Source organism: Microbacterium sp. TW_SC_2 (genome assembly GCF_055361165.1).
In genome coordinates, this window is the sequence record NZ_CM143952.1 from 2947794 (window position 1) to 2965556 (window position 17763).

Annotated in this window: 17 protein-coding genes and 1 riboswitch; of the genes, 7 read left to right on the forward strand and 10 right to left on the reverse strand. The window is 70.1% G+C overall.

Annotation, left to right across the window (positions count from 1 at the left end):
• Positions 1-40: 40 nt before the first annotated feature.
• A complete protein-coding gene (locus tag ACWA14_RS14305; RefSeq protein WP_463794780.1) occupies positions 41-337 on the forward strand; it encodes a hypothetical protein in 297 nt (98 codons plus the stop codon).
• Between the two features lie 18 nt (positions 338-355).
• Here ACWA14_RS14305 and ACWA14_RS14310 read toward each other — a convergent pair whose 3' ends face one another.
• A complete protein-coding gene (locus ACWA14_RS14310; RefSeq protein ID WP_463794782.1) occupies positions 356-1978 on the reverse strand; it encodes a DUF4407 domain-containing protein in 1623 nt (540 codons plus the stop codon).
• A gap of 96 nt (positions 1979-2074) precedes the next feature.
• On the reverse strand, positions 2075-2641 hold the full coding sequence (locus tag ACWA14_RS14315; RefSeq protein ID WP_463794784.1) for a TetR/AcrR family transcriptional regulator: 567 nt from the start codon (positions 2639-2641) through the stop codon (positions 2075-2077).
• A gap of 65 nt (positions 2642-2706) precedes the next feature.
• On the opposite strand from ACWA14_RS14315, the gene ACWA14_RS14320 reads away from it, so the two are divergent.
• Complete coding sequence (locus ACWA14_RS14320; protein ID WP_463794786.1) at positions 2707-3345, forward strand: NAD(P)H-dependent oxidoreductase; 639 nt, start codon at positions 2707-2709, stop codon at positions 3343-3345.
• 40 nt (positions 3346-3385) lie between these two features.
• Here the strand turns inward: ACWA14_RS14320 and rlmN are convergent, their stop codons facing one another.
• Positions 3386-4630 carry a dual-specificity RNA methyltransferase RlmN gene (rlmN, locus tag ACWA14_RS14325; RefSeq protein ID WP_463794788.1) on the reverse strand — a complete coding sequence of 415 codons (1245 nt, stop codon included), beginning with the start codon at positions 4628-4630 and terminating at the stop codon, positions 3386-3388.
• A gap of 71 nt (positions 4631-4701) precedes the next feature.
• Between rlmN and ACWA14_RS14330 the strand changes: the two genes are divergently transcribed.
• The 3 genes from ACWA14_RS14330 (at position 4702) to ACWA14_RS14340 (ending at position 6756) form a co-directional block, all read left to right on the forward strand.
• The gene (locus tag ACWA14_RS14330; protein WP_463794789.1) at positions 4702-5262 is read left to right on the forward strand and encodes a hypothetical protein; all 561 of its coding nucleotides are present in this window, start codon (positions 4702-4704) and stop codon (positions 5260-5262) included.
• Positions 5263-5324: 62 nt separating this feature from the next.
• Positions 5325-5963, forward strand: coding sequence for a bifunctional 4-hydroxy-2-oxoglutarate aldolase/2-dehydro-3-deoxy-phosphogluconate aldolase (locus ACWA14_RS14335; RefSeq protein WP_463794791.1), 639 nt, complete (start codon positions 5325-5327; stop codon positions 5961-5963).
• Between the two features lie 43 nt (positions 5964-6006).
• Complete coding sequence (locus tag ACWA14_RS14340; protein WP_463794794.1) at positions 6007-6756, forward strand: sulfite exporter TauE/SafE family protein; 750 nt, start codon at positions 6007-6009, stop codon at positions 6754-6756.
• A gap of 26 nt (positions 6757-6782) precedes the next feature.
• Here ACWA14_RS14340 and ACWA14_RS14345 read toward each other — a convergent pair whose 3' ends face one another.
• Positions 6783-7613, reverse strand: a complete 831-nt coding sequence (locus ACWA14_RS14345) for an SDR family oxidoreductase (RefSeq protein ID WP_463794796.1) — start codon at positions 7611-7613, stop codon at positions 6783-6785.
• Between the two features lie 30 nt (positions 7614-7643).
• Positions 7644-8420, reverse strand: coding sequence for an SDR family NAD(P)-dependent oxidoreductase (locus ACWA14_RS14350; protein ID WP_463794798.1), 777 nt, complete (start codon positions 8418-8420; stop codon positions 7644-7646).
• Between the two features lie 119 nt (positions 8421-8539).
• Here ACWA14_RS14350 and ACWA14_RS14355 point away from each other — a divergent pair, with 119 nt between their 5' ends.
• The gene (locus ACWA14_RS14355; RefSeq protein WP_463794800.1) at positions 8540-8887 is read left to right on the forward strand and encodes a CHY zinc finger protein; all 348 of its coding nucleotides are present in this window, start codon (positions 8540-8542) and stop codon (positions 8885-8887) included.
• On the opposite strand, the gene ACWA14_RS14360 is transcribed toward ACWA14_RS14355, so the two are convergent.
• The 3 genes from ACWA14_RS14360 to ACWA14_RS14370 form a co-directional block, all read right to left on the reverse strand.
• A complete protein-coding gene (locus ACWA14_RS14360; RefSeq protein WP_463794803.1) occupies positions 8884-9663 on the reverse strand; it encodes an energy-coupling factor transporter transmembrane component T family protein in 780 nt (259 codons plus the stop codon). The genes ACWA14_RS14355 and ACWA14_RS14360 overlap by 4 nt on opposite strands.
• Complete coding sequence (locus ACWA14_RS14365; RefSeq protein WP_463797450.1) at positions 9660-11117, reverse strand: ABC transporter ATP-binding protein; 1458 nt, start codon at positions 11115-11117, stop codon at positions 9660-9662. Before ACWA14_RS14365 ends, ACWA14_RS14360 begins: the two co-directional genes overlap by 4 nt.
• A complete protein-coding gene (locus tag ACWA14_RS14370; protein ID WP_463794805.1) occupies positions 11114-11776 on the reverse strand; it encodes an ECF transporter S component in 663 nt (220 codons plus the stop codon). Before ACWA14_RS14370 ends, ACWA14_RS14365 begins: the two co-directional genes overlap by 4 nt.
• Positions 11767-11878, reverse strand: a riboswitch (TPP riboswitch). Its footprint overlaps the gene before it by 10 nt.
• An 82-nt stretch (positions 11879-11960) precedes the next feature.
• On the opposite strand from ACWA14_RS14370, the gene ACWA14_RS14375 reads away from it, so the two are divergent.
• Positions 11961-13532 carry a D-alanyl-D-alanine carboxypeptidase family protein gene (locus ACWA14_RS14375; protein WP_463794806.1) on the forward strand — a complete coding sequence of 524 codons (1572 nt, stop codon included), beginning with the start codon at positions 11961-11963 and terminating at the stop codon, positions 13530-13532.
• A gap of 160 nt (positions 13533-13692) precedes the next feature.
• On the opposite strand, the gene ACWA14_RS14380 is transcribed toward ACWA14_RS14375, so the two are convergent.
• Entirely contained in the window at positions 13693-15927 is a 2235-nt protein-coding gene (locus ACWA14_RS14380; RefSeq protein ID WP_463794808.1) for an ABC transporter ATP-binding protein, read from the reverse strand.
• The gene (locus tag ACWA14_RS14385) at positions 15924-17651 is read right to left on the reverse strand and encodes an ABC transporter ATP-binding protein (protein WP_463794810.1); all 1728 of its coding nucleotides are present in this window, start codon (positions 17649-17651) and stop codon (positions 15924-15926) included. The genes ACWA14_RS14380 and ACWA14_RS14385 overlap by 4 nt, the downstream gene beginning before the upstream one ends.
• Between the last annotated feature and the right edge of the window lie 112 nt (positions 17652-17763).

Here is a 17763-nt window from a genome sequence, read left to right on the forward strand (position 1 = left end):
GGCCCTGTGATCGATGCTCATATGACCCGATTCTGGACCAATGGACACCCTCATCGCCAGAATCTCGCTTGATCTTGGGCCAATCGACCTCGATTGGACCATTGCCGACCTTCTCACGTGGCTCAGCGATGACGCACGTCCGCACGACGCCGCGCTCGGGGCTCCGCTGATGGTCATCGACGCGGCTCTCACCGGCGTTCCGTGGGCGGGCCGCCCCTCCCCGGTCGCGGTGATCCGTTCGATCGCGCACACCGTGCGCCGCACCCCGGTGCTCCGCCGCATCCGCATCCGCGAGCTCGACCTCGACCTGCCGGAGCACTCGCACCTCGCGGGCTGACTCCGCGGCCGCCGCGCCTCAGCCGGCGCTCGACCGGACCAGCTGCTCCTGCTCCTCCAGCGTCTGGGCCTGGGCGCGCTTCTCGGCGAGATCACGTTCCTGCGCCTCGGCCGCCTCACGGCGCTCCGCCCGCGTCTGCGGTTCCCCGGAGCCGGCATCCGCCTGCATCCCCTGCGATTGCGCGGTCACGATGGCCGCTCGATCGCGGAAACCCTCGGCGGTCACACGGTCGAGGTCGACCTGCTTGCGGATCGCGGCGGCCTTCTCGTACAGGCTCGGGTCGCCGTAGCTCGTGAGCACCTTCACCAGCACCGGCAGCAGCTCGATCATGAAGAACAGCGCCGCGATCAGGATGTGCGCCCACAGGATCGTCGGCTCCTTCTCGCTCAGTCGGTTCAATCCGCTGATCTGGCTGAGCAGACCGACCGCTCCCGCGTTGCCCTGCGCCACGGCATCCGCACGCGCGTTGTAGGCGGCGAGCGCCTGGTCGTAGGTGTCGCGCGCCCCGGCGAGCTGCGACTGCGCCTGCTCGCGGTTCTGCGCCTCCGAGGTCGAGGTGTTCTCCTTCGCGGCGGTGCCGGCGGCGGCGAGCTCCTCGTTCGCGGTGCGCAGCTGCGCGCCCAGGGCGTCGTAGGTCTGCTGCGCTTCGGCGAGCTGGGCCTGAGCGGCATCCGAGCTGGCGCCCTCGCCGTTGACACCCGTGCAGCCGGGCACGGTGCCGGCGCCCTCACCGGTGAGCTCGCACTGGTAGAGGGTGCGGGCCTGATCGATCACGGCCTGCTGGGCGGTCATCTTCGCGGTGAGGTCGTCGACCGCCGCCTGCGCAGCCGCCTCGGTCGCCGACGAGGAGTCGGTACCCGCGACGATGCCGGTGGCGGCCTGGTTCTCGAGCTCCGCGACGCGGGCGGATGCCGCATCCAGCGCGATCTTCTCCGGTCCGGTCTCGAGGGCCTCCTGGTCGGACTGCGACTGCGAGATGTTGGTCGAGGCGACCTCTCGCGCGATGTCGTTGTGGAAGATCTGCAGCACGAGCGGCTCGGCGACCACGAAGCCGATGATCGCCGCCATGATCACCCGGGGGATCGCGAGGCCGATCAGACGCCAGACGTTCTTGGTCGACGACATGGTCGAGGTGAGGAACCGGTCGAGGTTGAAGATGATGAGCGCCCACACGAGGGCGAGCGGCACGGCGAGCCAGACGGCCGCCTGCACGCCGGTGGTCAGGGCGAACAGCATCGAGATCGCCGAGACGAGCGCCGTGCCGGCGAGCACGAAGAACATCTGCACGAAGCGCGGGGTCTCGTTCGGGACGCGATCGAGGATCTCGCCCTCCGCTCCGCCGAGGATCGCGAGCGTCCGAGCGCGGGATCCGCGGGTACGCGGGGCACGGGGTGTGCGGGGCGGACGCGGCGCGCGGGGGGTCCGACGCGGCTTCACGGGTGCGGCATCGGTGTCGGCCTCGGCCGTCGGGGTCGCGTCGGACGGCTCGGACACGGGGGTCTCGCGGGCCGTGTCATCGGCGCCGGTGGGTTCGTATTCGCGCAGGAAGTCGAGGTCATCGGTGTCGGCGTTCGGGTCGCCGTCGATGATGATCCGACCCTGCGAGTCGAAGCGACCCGGTCGGTGGGCGGAGTAGGGCATCAGACCAATGTAGGGAAGGATCCCTGTGCGTCCGTTGCAAGACCCCTGCGAGCGGCTCCCAGGATGCGGTTCCCGGCGCCCGGTGCGGATCCGGGATCAGGCGAGCAACCGGTCCACGGTCGCCCGGTGCGCGGCGAAGGCCTCGTCGAGCGCGAAGTGTCCGGCGGCGGCGAGTGTGCCCAGCCCGTGGATGAGTCCCCACAGCGCCACGACGTCGGCCGGACGGTCGAGACCGGCCGCGACCGCGGCCTCGGCCAGCACCTGCTCGAGCCCGTCGATCAGGGGCGCCATGGTCGCGGTCGGCGAACCGGGTACGCACACGGTGGGGTCGTAGACCGCGTCGAAGGCGTGCGGATGCTCGACCGCGAAGCGGATGTACGCGAAACCTCCCTCGACGACCTGGTCGCGGGGAGTCCCGGCATCCGCCACGGCTGCCCGCACCGCCGTGAGAAGCTCCCCCATACTGCGCTCCGCGAGCACCTTGAGCAGGCCCCGGCGATCGGCGAAGTGGTGGTACGGCGCGTTGTGGCTCACGTCCGCGGTGCGCGCGACCTCACGGAGGCTGATGTCCGCCGCCGGCATCCGCTCCAGCAGCTGCATCGCGGCGTCCTCGAGCGCGCGGGCCAGGTTGCCGTGGTGGTAGCCGTCCTTCGAACTTGACATGAGCAACATTGTCTCCTATCTTGACACTGTCCACCAGCTTGACACTGTCCAGATAGGAACCGCGCATGTCCGCTCTCGTGATCGACGGCCACCCCGACTCCCGCTCTCTGACCGCCGCGCTCGCCCAGCGCTATGCCGCGGGGCACGGCGACGCCCGCGTGCTCGCCCTGCGCGACCTCGACTTCGATCCGCATCTGCGTTTCGGCTATCGGGAGCGGATGCCGCTCGAACCCGACCTCGCCGATGCCAAGGCCGCTCTCCACGCGGCCGACACCGTGGTCGTCGCCGCCCCGGTGTGGTGGGGCTCGGTCCCCGCGCTGCTGAAGGGCTTCTTCGACCGAGCCCTTATGCCGCAGCAGGAGTACCGCTACACCGCCCTCGGTCTCCCCCAGGGGCTGCTGTCTGCCCGCCGTGGACGCCTGCTGCTGCTCGCGGACACGCCCTGGTTCGCCGTCCCGTTCACCGGGCTCCCCGCGCAGACGCAGGTCGCGCGAAACACCCTGAGGCTGTGCGGCGTCCGCTCGGTCCGCACGCATCGCCTGCTGGGCGTGAAAAATGCCGATGAGGCACGCATCGCCCGGTGGCTCGACCGCGTCGAGCGGCTCGGTGCCGGCGACGCGCGCTCCACCCGCGCGCACTCGATCCGCCCGCCCCGTGCGGGGTCGGAAACGCAGCCGAAAGGGGTCCTTCCGGTGCTTCGATGACCTGGCACCGCGCCGGGCGCCGGTACCGCGCCGGACCGACTCAGGCCATCGCGGCGGAGGCGGCCTCGTCCTCGGTCGTGGCGACGAGCTGACCGCAGGCGCCGTCGATCTCCTTGCCGCGGGTGTCGCGGAGGGTCGTCGGGATGCCGGCGTCGTTGAGCCGTCGCACGAACTCGTTCTGCGCCTCGCGGGTCGAGGCGGTCCAGATCGAGCCGGGAGTCGGGTTCAGCGGGATCGGATTGACGTGCACCCAGCCGCGGCCGCGCTCGTTGAGCTTGTCGGCGAGCAGATCGGCCCGCCAGGCGTGGTCGTTCATGTCCTTGATCAGCGCGTACTCGATCGAGACGCGGCGTCCGGTCTTCTCGTAGTACTCGCGGGCGGCGTCGAGCGCCTCGTCGACCTTCCACTTCGAGTTCACCGGGATGAGCTCGTCACGCAGCTGGTCATCGGGGGCATGCAGCGAGAGCGCGAACGTGACGGGGATGCCCTCGTCGGAGAGCTTCTTGATCGCGGGGACGAGACCGACCGTCGAGATCGTGATGCCGCGTGCGCTCATGCCGAGGCCGTCGGGCTGCGGGCCCACCATGATGCGGACGGCGTCCATCACGCGCTTGTAGTTGGCGAGCGGTTCGCCCATCCCCATGAAGACGATGTTCGACACGCGCTCCATGCTGTGGTCGTCGGACTTCTTGCCGCCGAGGCCACCCTCGGCGATCAGGCGGTTCGCCCGCACGATCTGCTCGATGATCTCGGCGGTCGACATGTTGCGCGTGAGCCCGGCCTGGCCGGTCGCGCAGAAGGGGCAGTTCATGCCGCAGCCGGCCTGGCTCGACACGCACAGCGTGATGCGGCCGGGGTAGCGCATGAGCACCGACTCGACCAGAGCGCCGTCGTGCAGTCGCCAGAGGAACTTGACGGTGTCGCCGCGGTCGGTCTCGAGCCGGCGCACCTCGGTGAGCAGCGGTGGCAGCATGCCGGCGACGAGCTGCTCCCGGGTGTCGGCCGGAAGGTCGGTCATCAGCTCGGGGTCGGACGTGTAGTGCCGGAAATAGTGCGTCGAGAGCTGCTTGGCGCGGAAGCCGGGCAGCCCGAGCTCCTTCACCTTCTCGGTGCGCTCGGCCGGGGTCAGGTCGGCGAGATGCACGGGCGGCTTGCCGCGCTTCGGGCTGGCGAACTGGAGGAGCGGGCGCCCTTCGGCGTCCTTCTTCTGGGTCCACCCCTCCGTCGCCGGGCGCACCTGCGGCTTGGCGGGACCCGTGGAACGGATGGGAGAGGACTCAGTCATACCTCCCAGGGTACGCGGTGACGGATGGGAAGGCCCTGGGGCACGGCCCACCCGCTCCCTAGACTGACCCCATGGACCCCCTCATCGTGATCATCGGCATCGTCATCGGTCTGATCATCGTGGTGATGATCCTCCGCGCCGCCTTCCGCGGCATGCGCCCGAAGGAGCCGGAGCCGCAGGCCTACACGCCGAGCCCGACGATGCCGCGATCGGGCACCGCCACGTCGGCCACCCCCTCGGCATCCGCCCTCACTCCCGCAGCCATCGCCGAGATCGATCGACTCGTCGCCGGCGGCCAGAAGATCCACGCGATCAAGCTGCTCCGGCAGCACACGGGCGTCAGACTCCAGGAGGCGAAGGACCGCATCGATCACTGGTCGGTCAGCACGACGGCTCCGCATCTCGCCGCGGTGTCGAATGCGACGGCCGCCTCCTCGTCGATCACCCCGTCCGCCGCGACGCCCGCCTCGGTCCGCGCCGCGTTGCCGGTGAACATCGCGGTCGACATCGATCGGCTCGTCGCCTCCGACCAGCAGATCGCCGCGATCAAGGCCCTCCGCCAGCACACCGGGCTCGGCCTGAAGGAGTCGAAGATGCTCATCGAGGCCTGGAACCCGCGCTCGGCGCGCTGAGCAACTTGTCATTACAGGTGGCGGTCCGGGAGAATGGAACAGACCACCGATCAAGGAGCTCCATGTCTGACCGTCTCGACCGCGCCCGCACGACCGGAATCCTCGCCGTGCTGCGGGCCCCGTCGCCCGAACTCGCCCTCGAGGCCTCCGAGGCGATCATCCGCGGCGGCGTCACCGGCATCGAGGTCACCTTCTCCACGCCCGACGCCCCGGCCGTGATCCGCGAGCTCATCGCCCGCCACGGCGACGCTGCCTACATCGGCGCGGGCACGGTGACCACGGCCGTGCAGGCAGCGGATGCCGCCGACGCCGGCGCCGAGTTCCTGGTGAGCCCCGGAACTCTCCCCGACCTCACACGCACCATGCTCGACACGGGCCGCGTCGTGATGACGGGCGCGATGACCCCGACCGAGGTCATGGGCGCGCTCGCGCTCGGCGTCGACGTGGTCAAGATCTTCCCGGCATCCCTCGGCGGCCCGTCGTACCTGGGCGCCCTGCGCGGCCCGTTCCCCACCGCCCCGCTCATGCCCACCGGCGGCGTGAGCCCCGACAACCTCGCGGCCTGGTTCGCGGCCGGCGCCGTCGCGGTCGGGGCGGGCGGAGATCTCGCGAACGGCGCGTCGATCGCGGCATCCGACTGGACCGACATCGCGCAGCGCGCCACCCGGTTCGCCTCCGCGCTCGCAGCCGTCCGCGCCTGACGACCGCCTCCTTCCCGCGCATGATGCCCTCGACCCCGCTCCGGTGATCGCGCTCGATCCCTGGGCGTGGGCGGCGCTCGCCCTCGCCGCGGTCACGATCGGCATCTCCAAGACCGCGCTGCCCGGCGGCAGCATCCTGGCGATCGCGCTGTTCGCCGCGGTGCTGCCCGCGCGCACCTCGACCGCCGCGATGCTCCTGCTGCTGATGGTCGGCGACGTGTTCGCGCTGATCGCCTACCGGCGCCACGCGCACTGGCCGACGCTGCTGCGCCTGGCACCGGCCGTGATCGCGGGGCTGCTCGCGGGGTTCGCCTTCCTCGCGCTCGCCGGCGACGGGATCGTCCGCCGCGCGATCGGCGTGATCCTGCTGCTGATGATCGCCGTCACCCTGTGGCGCCGATGGCGGCAGAACCGAGCGGATGCCGCCGCTCTCCCGCCCGGCGGCATCCTGCTCGCCGGGGCGTACGGCACGCTCGGCGGATTCACCACGATGGTCGCCAACGCCGGCGGGCCCGTGCTGTCGATGTACTTCCTCGCGACGCGCACCCCGGTGCAGGTGTTCCTGGGCACCTCGGCGTGGTTCTTCGCGATCATCAACGTGATCAAGGTGCCGTTCCTGGCCGGACTCGGACTCTTCGACGGGCCGGTGCTGCTGATGGATGCCGCGCTCGCACCGCTCGTCGTGATCGGCGCGCTCGCCGGTATCCGTCTGGCCCGCCGCATGGACCAGCGCCTGTTCGACCGCATCGTGATCGGCCTCACGATCGCGGGCGCCGTCTACCTGCTGTTCTGACGGCCCCCGCGTCGGCGGGGCCGCGTTCAGTCCAGGAAGATGTCCGGGAAGAGGCGCTCGTCCGGGGTGCCGGGGATCGCCGCGTAGCCGGAGAAGTCGGTCACACCGTCGGCCTCGAGCACGTCCTCGACGATCAGCGTCTGCCCGGTGTACGACGCGGCCGGCTTGCACAGCACCGCGTAGGCGGCATCCGCGTAGATGTCGGGCGTGCGGCTCGCGGCCATGACCTTGTCGCCGCCGAGGAGATTCTGCACCGCGGCGGTCGCGATCGTGGTGCGGGGCCAGAGCGTGTTCGCCGCGATGCCGTCGCGCGCGAACTCCGCCGCGAGGCCGAGCGTGACCATCGTCATCCCGAACTTCGCGAGCGTGTAGCCGGTGTGCGCACCGAGCCACTTCGGCGAGGGGTTGAGCGGAGGCGAGAGCGAGAGGATGTGCGGGTTCTCGGCGTCCTTCAGGATCGGCACCGCGGCACGGGAGAGCATGAACGTGCCGCGCACGTTGACGTCCTGCATCAGGTCGTACTTCTTGGCGCCGAGCTCGAGCGACCGCGAGAGGTCGATCACGCTGGCGTTGTTGATCACGATGTCGATGCCGCCGAACTCGCCCTGCGTCTTCATCACGGCCTCGGTGATGTCGTCGTCGTCGCGCACGTCGCCGACGATCGGGAGCGCCTGCCCCCCGGCCGCGCGGATCTGGTCCGCCGCGGTGTGGATCGTGCCCTCGAGCTTGGGATGCGGGGTGTCGGTCTTCGCGAGCATCGCGATGTTCGCGCCATCGGCCGCCGCACGCAGCGCGATCGCCAGGCCGATGCCGCGGCTGCCGCCCGACATGAGGATGGTCTTGCCTGCCAGTGACATGGGGTCTCCTTCGAGGTGGGAAGCGTGCGGTTACTTCGGCGCCATGCGGATCGCGCCGTCGAGGCGGATCGTCTCGCCGTTGAGGTAGCCGTTCTCGATGATGTGCTCCACGAGCGCGGCGTACTCCTCGGGGCGTCCGAGTCGTGAGGGGTGCGGCACCTGCTGGCCCAGGGAGTCCTGCGCGGCCTGCGGCAGGCCCATCAGCATCGGGGTCTCCATGATGCCGGGGGCGATCGTGCAGACGCGGATGCCGTGGCGGGCGAGCTCGCGCGCCACCGGCAGGGTCATCGCGTGCACGCCGCCCTTGGACGCGGAGTACGCGGGCTGACCGATCTGCCCGTCGAACGCGGCGACGCTCGCGGTGTTCACGATGACGCCGCGGTCCCCCGCATCCGCTCCCTGAGCCTGCGGAAGGGGGTTGGTCGCGATGACGGCGGCGGCCTGGGAGAGCACGTTGAACGTACCGACCAGGTTGATGCGGATCACGCGCTCGAAATCGGCGAGGAGCGCGGGGTGGCCCTCGCGGTCGAGCACCTTGGCGGGCGGCGCGATGCCGGCGCAGTTGACGACGACGCGCAGCGGGGCGGCGGCCTGCGCGGCGGCGACGGCGGCGTGCACCTCGTCGACGCTGGTGACGTCGGCGGGGACGAAGAGTCCGCCCAGCTCGTCTGCGAGCTCGGCGCCGCGCGAGGAGGGGAGGTCGATGATCGTGACGTGCCCGCCGGCGGCGACGAGCCGCCGAGCCGTGGCGAGTCCGAGCCCGGAGGCGCCGCCCGTGATGAGTGCGCCCTGCCCGCTGATCTGCATCCTGTTCTCCTTCGAACGACGATCTGACCGTGCTTACGACACTACTCGTGCGACGCAGTCCCAGCCAACGCGACTCCGCGTCTCACGCCTCGCCCGGAGTCGTGCAGCAGGATGGAGGCATGGTCATCCCTTCGGCATCCGAGCGGCCTCCCGTGCACGGCGCGGTCGTCGACGACATGACCCGGTGCGCGCACTACCGCGGCCCGACCGACATCATCGCGATCCGTTTCGCGTGCTGCGGCGAGTACTACCCCTGCCACCTGTGCCACGAGGAGTCGGCCGGGCATCCTGCACAGCAGTGGGCGACGGATCAGCACGATCGGGAGGCGATCCTCTGCGGCGCGTGCGGACACGAGCTCACGATCGCCGAGTACCTCGTGGTGACGGCGTGCCCCCGGTGCACGGCGCTGTTCAACGAGCGCTGCGCACTGCATCACGAGTATTACTTCCGGCAGGACCCGAGCTAGCTCCACACGAAGCGGAAGGTGCCCACCGCGCTCGCCGCGGCGAGCGCGAGCGCCATGATCGCGACACCGCCGAGCAGCGCCACCGCATCCCGCGGATGCAGCCGGGACGGACGCGACCAGGTGCGCGGGATGCCGGAGCCGAAGCCGCGCGCCTCCATCGCGAGGGCCAGCTTCGAACCGCGGCGCACCGCGAAGACGAGCAGCACGAACGCCATCGAGAAGAACCTCCGCAGCACTCCCCGATCGCCCACGCCCCGGGCACGCCGCGCGAGGCTCATGGTCCGCCAGTCGTCGAGGAACAGGCCGAGCATCCGCGTGCCCGCGAGGATGCCGAGCACGAACCGGCTGGGCAGCTTCGCGACCTGCGAGAGCGCATCGGCGAGCTCGGTCGGATCGGTGCCGCCGAAGAGCAGGATCGTCGGCAGGCCGAGCGCGATCACGCGCAGGCTCACCGCGATCGCGAGCGTGATCGAGTCCTCACTGATCGTCGCGAAACCGAAGCTCCAGTAGATCCGGCCCGCGGGCTCGGCGTAGAGCAGCATGCTGACGCCCGCGATCGGGGCGAAGATCACGATCGGCAGCAGACGCTTCAGCACGGTCGACAGCCGCAGCCCCGTGAGCGGGAGGCACAGCAGCTGGAGCCCGATCGCGACCAGGGCACTCGTGACGTCGATCGAGGCGAACAGCGGCACCGAGAGCAGCACCGCCAGCACGAGCTTCGTCACCGGGTTCACGCCGTCGAGCCACACGGCCCGCGCGGTCCCGGTCGTGGTCACGGTGTCCCTCCCAGCGCGATCGCGTGCCCGCCGAGGTGCCGGATCACGGCGTCGTCATGCGTGACGGCGACGACCGATCGCCCGCGTGTGATCTCCTCCTGCAGCAGGGCGACCAGCGAGATCCACCCGCGGCGGTCCTGCCCGAACGTCGGCTCGTCGAGCACGATCACCTCGGGGGCGCCCGCCAGCACGGTCGCCACCGAGAGCCGCCGCTTCTGCCCTCCCGAGAGCGTGAAAGGGTTGGCGAGCGCGAGCGCGGTGAGGCCGAGGCGATCGAGGAGCTCGTCGACGACGGCATCCGTCCGCGTCTGCGCCCAGCCGAGCGCCCGCGGGCCGACGGCGAGTTCGTCGCGCAGCGTCTGCGTGAGGAACTGATGCTCCGGATCCTGGAAGACCATCCCGATGCGGGTGAGCAGCTCGCGGGAAGACCAGCGGATGGGGCGCACGCCCTTGCGGCCCGCGAGTTCGGGGGCCGCCTGCACCTCGCCCGCGTGCTCGGGGATGAGTCCGGCCAGCGTGAGCGCGAGCGTCGACTTGCCCGCGCCGTTGGGTCCGGTGATGACGGTCGCGTTCGCGCGGGGCACGTGCAGCGTGAGCCCGGTCTGCACCGCCGCGCCGGGTTCCCGCGCGATCGCGAGATCGGAGGCCGAGAGCACGTCGGATGCCGCCACCTGCTCCAGCACCGGCAGATCGATCTCGCGGTCGGGAACCCACACCCCGGCATCGGCGAGGGCGTCGCCGTGCTCGGCGAACACGCGCTCCGGGGCGCCGTCGGCGAGGAGTCCGCCGTCGGCGGCGAGCACGATCACGCGCGTCATGAGGTCGACCCAGATCGGAGTGCGGTGCTCGACGACGATCAGGGTCGCGCCGGTCGACGCGACGGCCCGTTCGACGCTCGCGCGCACCTCGCGCACCCCCTCCGGGTCGAGGTTCGCGGTCGGCTCGTCGAGCAGCAGCAGCCCTGGTCGCATCGCCAGGACCCCCGCGAGCACGAGACGCTGCTTCTGCCCACCCGAGAGGGCCTTCGTCGCGCGCTGCAGGGGGACGTCGAGGCCGACCGCATCCAGGGCCTCGGCGACGCGACCGGGGATCTCGGATGCCGCGACGCCGAGGTTCTCGCACCCGAACGCGACGTCATCACCGACCTTCGACAGCACGATCCCGGCATCCGGATCCTGCAGCACGAGGCCGACCTGCCCGCGCCGCGACTCGGGGGCCGCACCGTCGATGCGCAGCGAGCCCGAGCGGACGCCCTCGTCGTCATCCCCGAGCACGCCCGCCAGCCCCGCGAGGAGCGTCGACTTGCCGGCACCCGAGGCACCCAGCAGCAGGACCCGCTCGCCCGGCTCGATCGTGAACGTGACGTCGGCGACCGCCGGGCGCTTCCGTCCGGCGTACCGCCAGCCCCAGCCCGCAGCCTGCACGCGGGCCGGGGCGGCGACGGACACGCTCAGACCTCGCGCACGTGCTCTCGCCCGACGGCGAAGCGGTTGAGCGCCCCCGTCACCGCGAGGGCGCGCACGAGCAGCCACCCGACGACGCCGGCGAGGATCGCCCCGGAGATGACGACGCTGACCAGGTAGATCGTGTTGAACTCGAACGACTTCAGGATGTTGGGCGAACTGCCGTAGAACAGCTCGAACACCCAGGCGGCCACGGCCGCGCCGACGCCGGCGAGGGCGGCGACCGCGATCCCGAAGCGACGGTAGAAGAAGAGCGCGAAGATGATCTCGGCGCCCAGCCCCTGCACGATGCCGGAGAGGACGGTCGAGATCCCCCAGACGTTGCCGATCAGCATCGACACGATGGCGGCGACGAGCTCGACCACCAGTGCCGCACCGGGCTTGCGGATCACGAGCCCGCCCACCACGCCGCCGAGCAGCCAGATCCCGACGGCGATGCCGCCGAGTCCGGGGGTCAGCGCGTCGGCGGCACCGAACCAGGCGTAGCCGATCGTGTTCCACCCCCAGAAGACCAGGCCGATCGCGACGCCGAGCACGGCGGCCACGACGATGTCGACGACGCGCCAGCGCCAGAGCTGCGGATTGCCGAATCCCCGGTGCGTGGCGGAGACCGCCGGGTCCGTGGGGGATGTGGACGTGGATGTACTCATCGGAACTCCTCCCTGCGCTGGCATGACCCAGATCAGGTTCGACGGTCGAAGCGCGATTCGCTCCCTCTCAGCCCGGCTCGCCGGACTCCCGTGGTTGTACAGACGATCCTAGCGAGTCCCGTGCCCGCGCGTGTCGCGACGACGGTGGGCGGCGGCGGGGCGGGGGATTCGGTAACTTAGGCGAGTGACTGCTCCCGACTCTCCCGAGGCGCCCCCGGCGGATGCCGTCGAGGCGGCGGAGTCCGAGACCGCGGAGAACGAGGTCGTCGATCCCGAGGTCGTGCCCCCGGAGACCGCGGATCCGGTCACGCCCACGGAGCCGGTGGCGTCCGCATCCGAGACCACCCTGCGATGGGCCGATCCGACCGCCATCCTCACTGTGCCCGATGCCGAATGGGCCGACGAGAACGAGCCTGCCACGGCGCTGACGTGGGTCGACGTGGCCGCGGTCGGCGCGCACTCTCCGGTCGCCTCACTCGACCGCGTGGACGAGCGAGACGCCGCGGTGCCGCTCCTGCGCGAGGCGCGGCTGCGCCCCGTGATCGCGCGCCCGCCGATCCTGGTCCCCCTCAGCATCCTCGCGGGTCTCGTCGCCTCCTACTGCGGAACGGCGCTGCTGTGGCCGCTGCATGAGGTCAGCCCGACCGTCAGCGCGGTCGAGTTCGCGACCGTCCCCGCACCGGCGGCCACCATGACCTGGCCGGCGCAGGGCGCGGCGGGCGTGGGCATCGCCGGCATGGGCACCGTCGCGTCCACGACGGAGCCGATGAGTATCGCCAGCATCACCAAGGTCGTCAGCAGCCTGATGGTGCTCGATCGGATGCCGTTGTCCCTCGGCGAGCAGGGCCCGGAGTTCTCGTTCACCTTCCAGGACAGCCTCGACTATTGGTCGTACCGCCGCGCAGACCAGTCGGCACTCGACGTGCCCGTCGGCGGGGTGCTGACGGAGTACCAGATGCTGCAGGGGACGCTCCTCGGGTCGGCGAACAACTACATCGATCGACTCGTGTCCGACATCTGGGGGTCCGAACGGGAGTTCGCGCGCGCTGCCGAGGAGTACTTGAGCGCACGCGGACTCGAGGGCGTCACGATCATGTCTCCCTCGGGCTTCGACGAGCGCAACGTCGCGACGCCCGAGGCACTGGTCGCGCTCGGCGAGTACGCGATGAAGAACCCGGTGTTCGCCGAGATCGTGGGGACCCCCTCGGTCACGCTGCCCGGGGCCGGCACGGTGGAGAACACGAACGGCATGCTGGCCGACCCGGGCGTGGTCGGCATCAAGACCGGCACCCTCGTGGGGTGGAACCTGCTGACCGCGAAGGACATCACCGTCGGCGAGACCACCGTGCACCTGTACGCCGCCGTGCTCGATCAGCCGGATGACGAGCAGCGGCTCGCGGCGACGCGCTCCCTGTTCGCCGAGGTCGAGACCGCGCTGTCGGCCCTGGCTCCGGCGGTGCCCGAAGGGACGGTCGTCGGTCAGGTGCAGACCGTCTGGGGCGAGACCGTCGACGTCGTCTCCGACGCCGACGCGCAGGTCACGCTCTGGGCCGGAGCATCCGCCACCGCCTCGCCGACGTTCGATCTCGGCGAGGCGCGGGACGAGGACGACCCGGTCGGCACGCTCACGACGTCCGGACCCATCGACACGACGACGACGGGTCTCGTACTCGATCGGGACATCGACGGCCCCAGCCCGTGGTGGCGACTGACTCACCCGCTCGAACTGTTCGGCATCGAAGCCGACGAACGCTGAAGCCACCGGGCACTGGGCCACCCCGGCGCTGAAGCCGCCGGGCACTCGGGCCGACGGACGGGCATCCCCGATCCCGAATGATGCCCCCGCTCCGGGGCACCGGGGCGGGGGCATCATTCAGCGTCGGGCGTCGACCGGCTCGGTCACGACCGCGGCTCGGTCACGACCGCGGCTCAGGCGCATCTCCGGCGGACTTCTCGACGACAGCCTTCGCCGCCCCGGCTGCGGCAGCCGGATTCTGCACCCCGGCGGAGACCCCGACGAGGGCATCCGCGGTGGCATCCTCCGTGTCTCCGCTGGCGATCACGGGCGTGGAACCCGTGAGCTCGTCTTCGGCATCGATGTCGGTCGCGGCCTGCTCGAACTGCGACTGGTACAACCGCCAGTACGCACCCTGCGCGGTGATCAGCTCGTCGTGCGTGCCCTTCTCCACGATGTCACCGTGCTCCATCACGAGGATGAGGTCGGCGTCACGGATGGTCGACAGACGGTGCGCGATCACGAACGACGTGCGCCCGTGCCGCAGGGCGGCCATGGCGTGCTGCAGCAGCAGCTCGGTGCGGGTGTCGACCGCCGAGGTCGCCTCGTCGAGGATGAGGATCGACGGCTGCGCGACGAAGGCACGGGCGATCGTGATGAGCTGCCGTTCACCCGCCGACACGTTCGAGGCGTCTTCGTCGAGGACCGTGTCGTAGCCCTCGGGGAGGGCGTGCACGAAGCGGTCGACATACGTCGCCTGGGCTGCCGCGAGCACTTCGTCGTCGGTCGCCGACGAGCGGCCGTATCGGATGTTCTCGCGAATGCTGCCCCCGAAGAGCCAGGGGTCCTGCAGCACCATGCCGGTGCGCGAGCGCAGGTCGTCGCGCGTGATCTCGGCGATGTCCTGTCCGTCGAGCAGGATCCGGCCGCCGCTGAGCTCGTAGAAGCGCATGATGAGGTTGACCAGCGTCGTCTTGCCGGCACCGGTGGGCCCGACGATCGCGACGGTCTGTCCCGGTTCGACCCGGAACGACAGATCTCTGATCAGCGGACGCTCGGGCGTGTACGAGAACGCGACGTTCTCGAACTCGATGACACCCTTGCCGTCGGCGAGGGCGGGGGCATCGGAGTCATCCGCCTCCTGCTCCTCGGCGTCGAGCAGCTCGAACACGCGCTCCGCGGATGCCGTGCCCGACTGCACCACAGCGGCCATTCCGCCCAGCTCCGACAACGGCTGGGTGAACTGCTGCGAGTACTGGATGAACGCCTGCACGTCGCCGAGCCGCAGCTGGCCGCCGGCGACCATCAGCCCGCCGAGCACCGCGATGCCCACGTAGCTCAGGCTGCCGACGAACATCATGGCCGGCATGATGATGCCGGAGAGGAACTGCGCCTTGAAGCTCGCCTGGAACAGCTCCTCGTTCTCGACCTGGAACTTCTCGAGTGCGTCCTTCTCCCGGCCGAACACCTTCACGAGGGCGTGACCCGAGAAGGCCTCCTCGACGCGGGCGTTCAGACGGCCGACCTTGCGCCACTGGGTGCCGAAGGCCTTCTGCGACCGCGGACCGATCACCCCGAAGATCACCGCCATCAGCGGAAGGGTGACCAGCGCGACCAGCGCGAGCTGCCACGAGATCGAGAACATCATGACCAGCACGCCGACGACGGTGAGTACCGAGGTGAGGGCTCCGGACAGCGACTGCTGCATGGTCTGCGTGATGTTGTCGATGTCGTTCGTGACACGCGAGATCAGTTCACCGCGCTGCACCTTGTCGAAGTACGACAGCGGCAAGCGGTTGATCTTCGCCTCGACCTGCTCCCGCAGACGCCACATGGTGCGCACCATGATCACGTTGATGACGTAGCCCTGGATCCAGGTCAGGAAGGCCGCCACCACGTAGATCGCCAGCACGGCGGTGATGATCCAGCGCAGGGCGCCGAAGTCGACGCCCTGACCGACCTGGAAGTCGCCCAGCGCACCCACCTGGTTCGCGAAGTCGTCCTGACCCGCACCGCGCAGAGCGTCGACCACGACGTCCTGCGAGGTACCGGCGGGGAATCCGGGGAAGTCGCCGTTCGACTGCCCGAGCTGGATCGAGATGAAGCCCTTGTAGATGAGGTTCGTCGCCTCGCCGAGCACGCGAGGCGCGGCGACCGTCAGCACGACGCCCAGCGCCCCCAGGATGGAGACGAACACGAACCAGACGGCGGAGGGTCGCAGCAGCCCGATCATGCGCGCGAAGCTCTTACCGAAGTTGTCGGCCTTGCCGGGCGCCACGCTGTCCCAGTCGCCGGAGTTCTGACGCGCCTGCTCGGCGAGCTCGGCCTCGTACTTCTCCTCGGCCGTCATCTCCGGCTCGACGACCGGCGCCGGGGTGCCGCGTCCGCGCCGTCTCGGCGTGTTCTGGTCGCTCATGCGTCCACCCCCAGCTGCGATTCGACGATCTCCCGGTAGGTGTCGCTCGTCCGGAGCAGTTCCTCGTGGGTTCCGACGCCGACCATGGTGCCGCCGTCGAGGACCACGATGCGGTCGGCATCCGTGATCGTGGAGACGCGCTGCGCCACGACGATCTTCGTCACCTGCGGAAGCTCGCGCCAGAGCGCTTGTCTGAGGCGGGCATCGGTGGTGAGGTCGAGAGCCGAGAACGAGTCGTCGAAGACGAGGATCTTCGGCTGGTGCACGATCGCGCGCGCGATCGCCAGGCGCTGGCGCTGCCCGCCGGAGACGTTGGTTCCGCCCTGGGCGATGCGCGAGTCGAGACCGTCGGGCATCTCCTCGACGAAGTCGCGGCCCTGGGCGATCTCGAGCGCCTGCCAGAGTTCGTCGTCGGTCGCTTCCTCCCGCCCGTAGCGCAGGTTCGACGCCACGGTGCCGGTGAAGAGGAACGGGCGCTGCGGCACCAGGCCGATGCTGTCCCAGAGCGCCTCGACATCGGCTTCCCGCACGTCGGTGCCGCCGACGCGGACCGCACCGCCGGACACGTCGAACAGACGCGGGATGAGGGAGACGAGGGTCGTCTTGCCCGACCCGGTGGATCCGACGATCGCGATCGTCTCGCCGGGGTCTGCCGCGAAGCTGATGCCGCGCAGCACCGGCGCGTCCGCTCCGGGGTAGGTGAACTCGACATCGTCCAGCGCCAGAGCGCCGGGCACGGGGAACTCGGTCACGCCGTTCTCGGGTCGCACCAGGGTGGACTCGGAGTCGAGCACCTCGCCGATGCGCTCGGCGGAGACAGCGGCGCGCGGGATCATGATCGCCATGAAGCTCGCCATGATGACGCCGCCCATGATCTGACCGATGTACTGCATGAAGGCGAAGAGCGTGCCGACCTGCACGGTGCCGTTGTTGACCTCGATGCCGCCGAACCAGATGACGGCGACGACGGTCACGTTGAGGATGAGCATGAACAGCGGGAACAGCAGCACGAACAACGAGCCGACCTTGCGGCCGACGACCATGATGTCGGTGTTGGCTCCGCGGAAGCGCTCCTCTTCGATGCGCTCGCGCACGAACGCCCGCACCACGCGCACGCCCGTGAGCTGCTCGCGCATGATGCGGTTCACGTTGTCGAGCTTGCCCTGATAGCTGCGGAAAAGCGGCACCATGCGCCCGATCACGAGCGCGGCCAGGAGCAGCAGCAGCGGCACCGAGACCGCGATGAGCCAGCTGAGTCCGACGTTGGTCTGGACCGCGAAGATGATGCCGCCGATCGCGAGCAGCGGCGCGGTGACGAGCATGGTCGCGCCCATCATCGCCAGCATCTGCACCTGCTGCACGTCGTTCGTGTTGCGGGTGATGAGAGAGCCGGCGCCGAACTGCGAGACCTCGCGCTCGGAGAAGCCGCTGACCTTCCCGAACACGTCGGCGCGGATGTCGCGACCGGCACCCATCGCGGCGCGCGCGGCGAAGAAGGTCGCCGTGACCGAGGCGATGATCTGCCCGAGCGAGACCACGAGCATGAACAGCCCGGTGTTCCAGATGTAGCCGGTGTCACCCTGGGCCACGCCCTTGTCGATGATGTCGGCGTTGAGGCGCGGGAGGTAGAGGGTCGCTGCCGCGCTGGCGAGCTGGAAGACCAGCACACCCAGGAGGAGCCACTTATATCTGGACAGATAGCGGAAGAGGATTTTTCCCAGCACAGGCGGACTTTCTATGAAGGAACACGCGGCGGATTTCCCGGCAGACGGACGCCGTCCGACAATCGGCCACAAGACAGAGTTGCACGAAGTTCCGACATTCGTATCCCCCGGG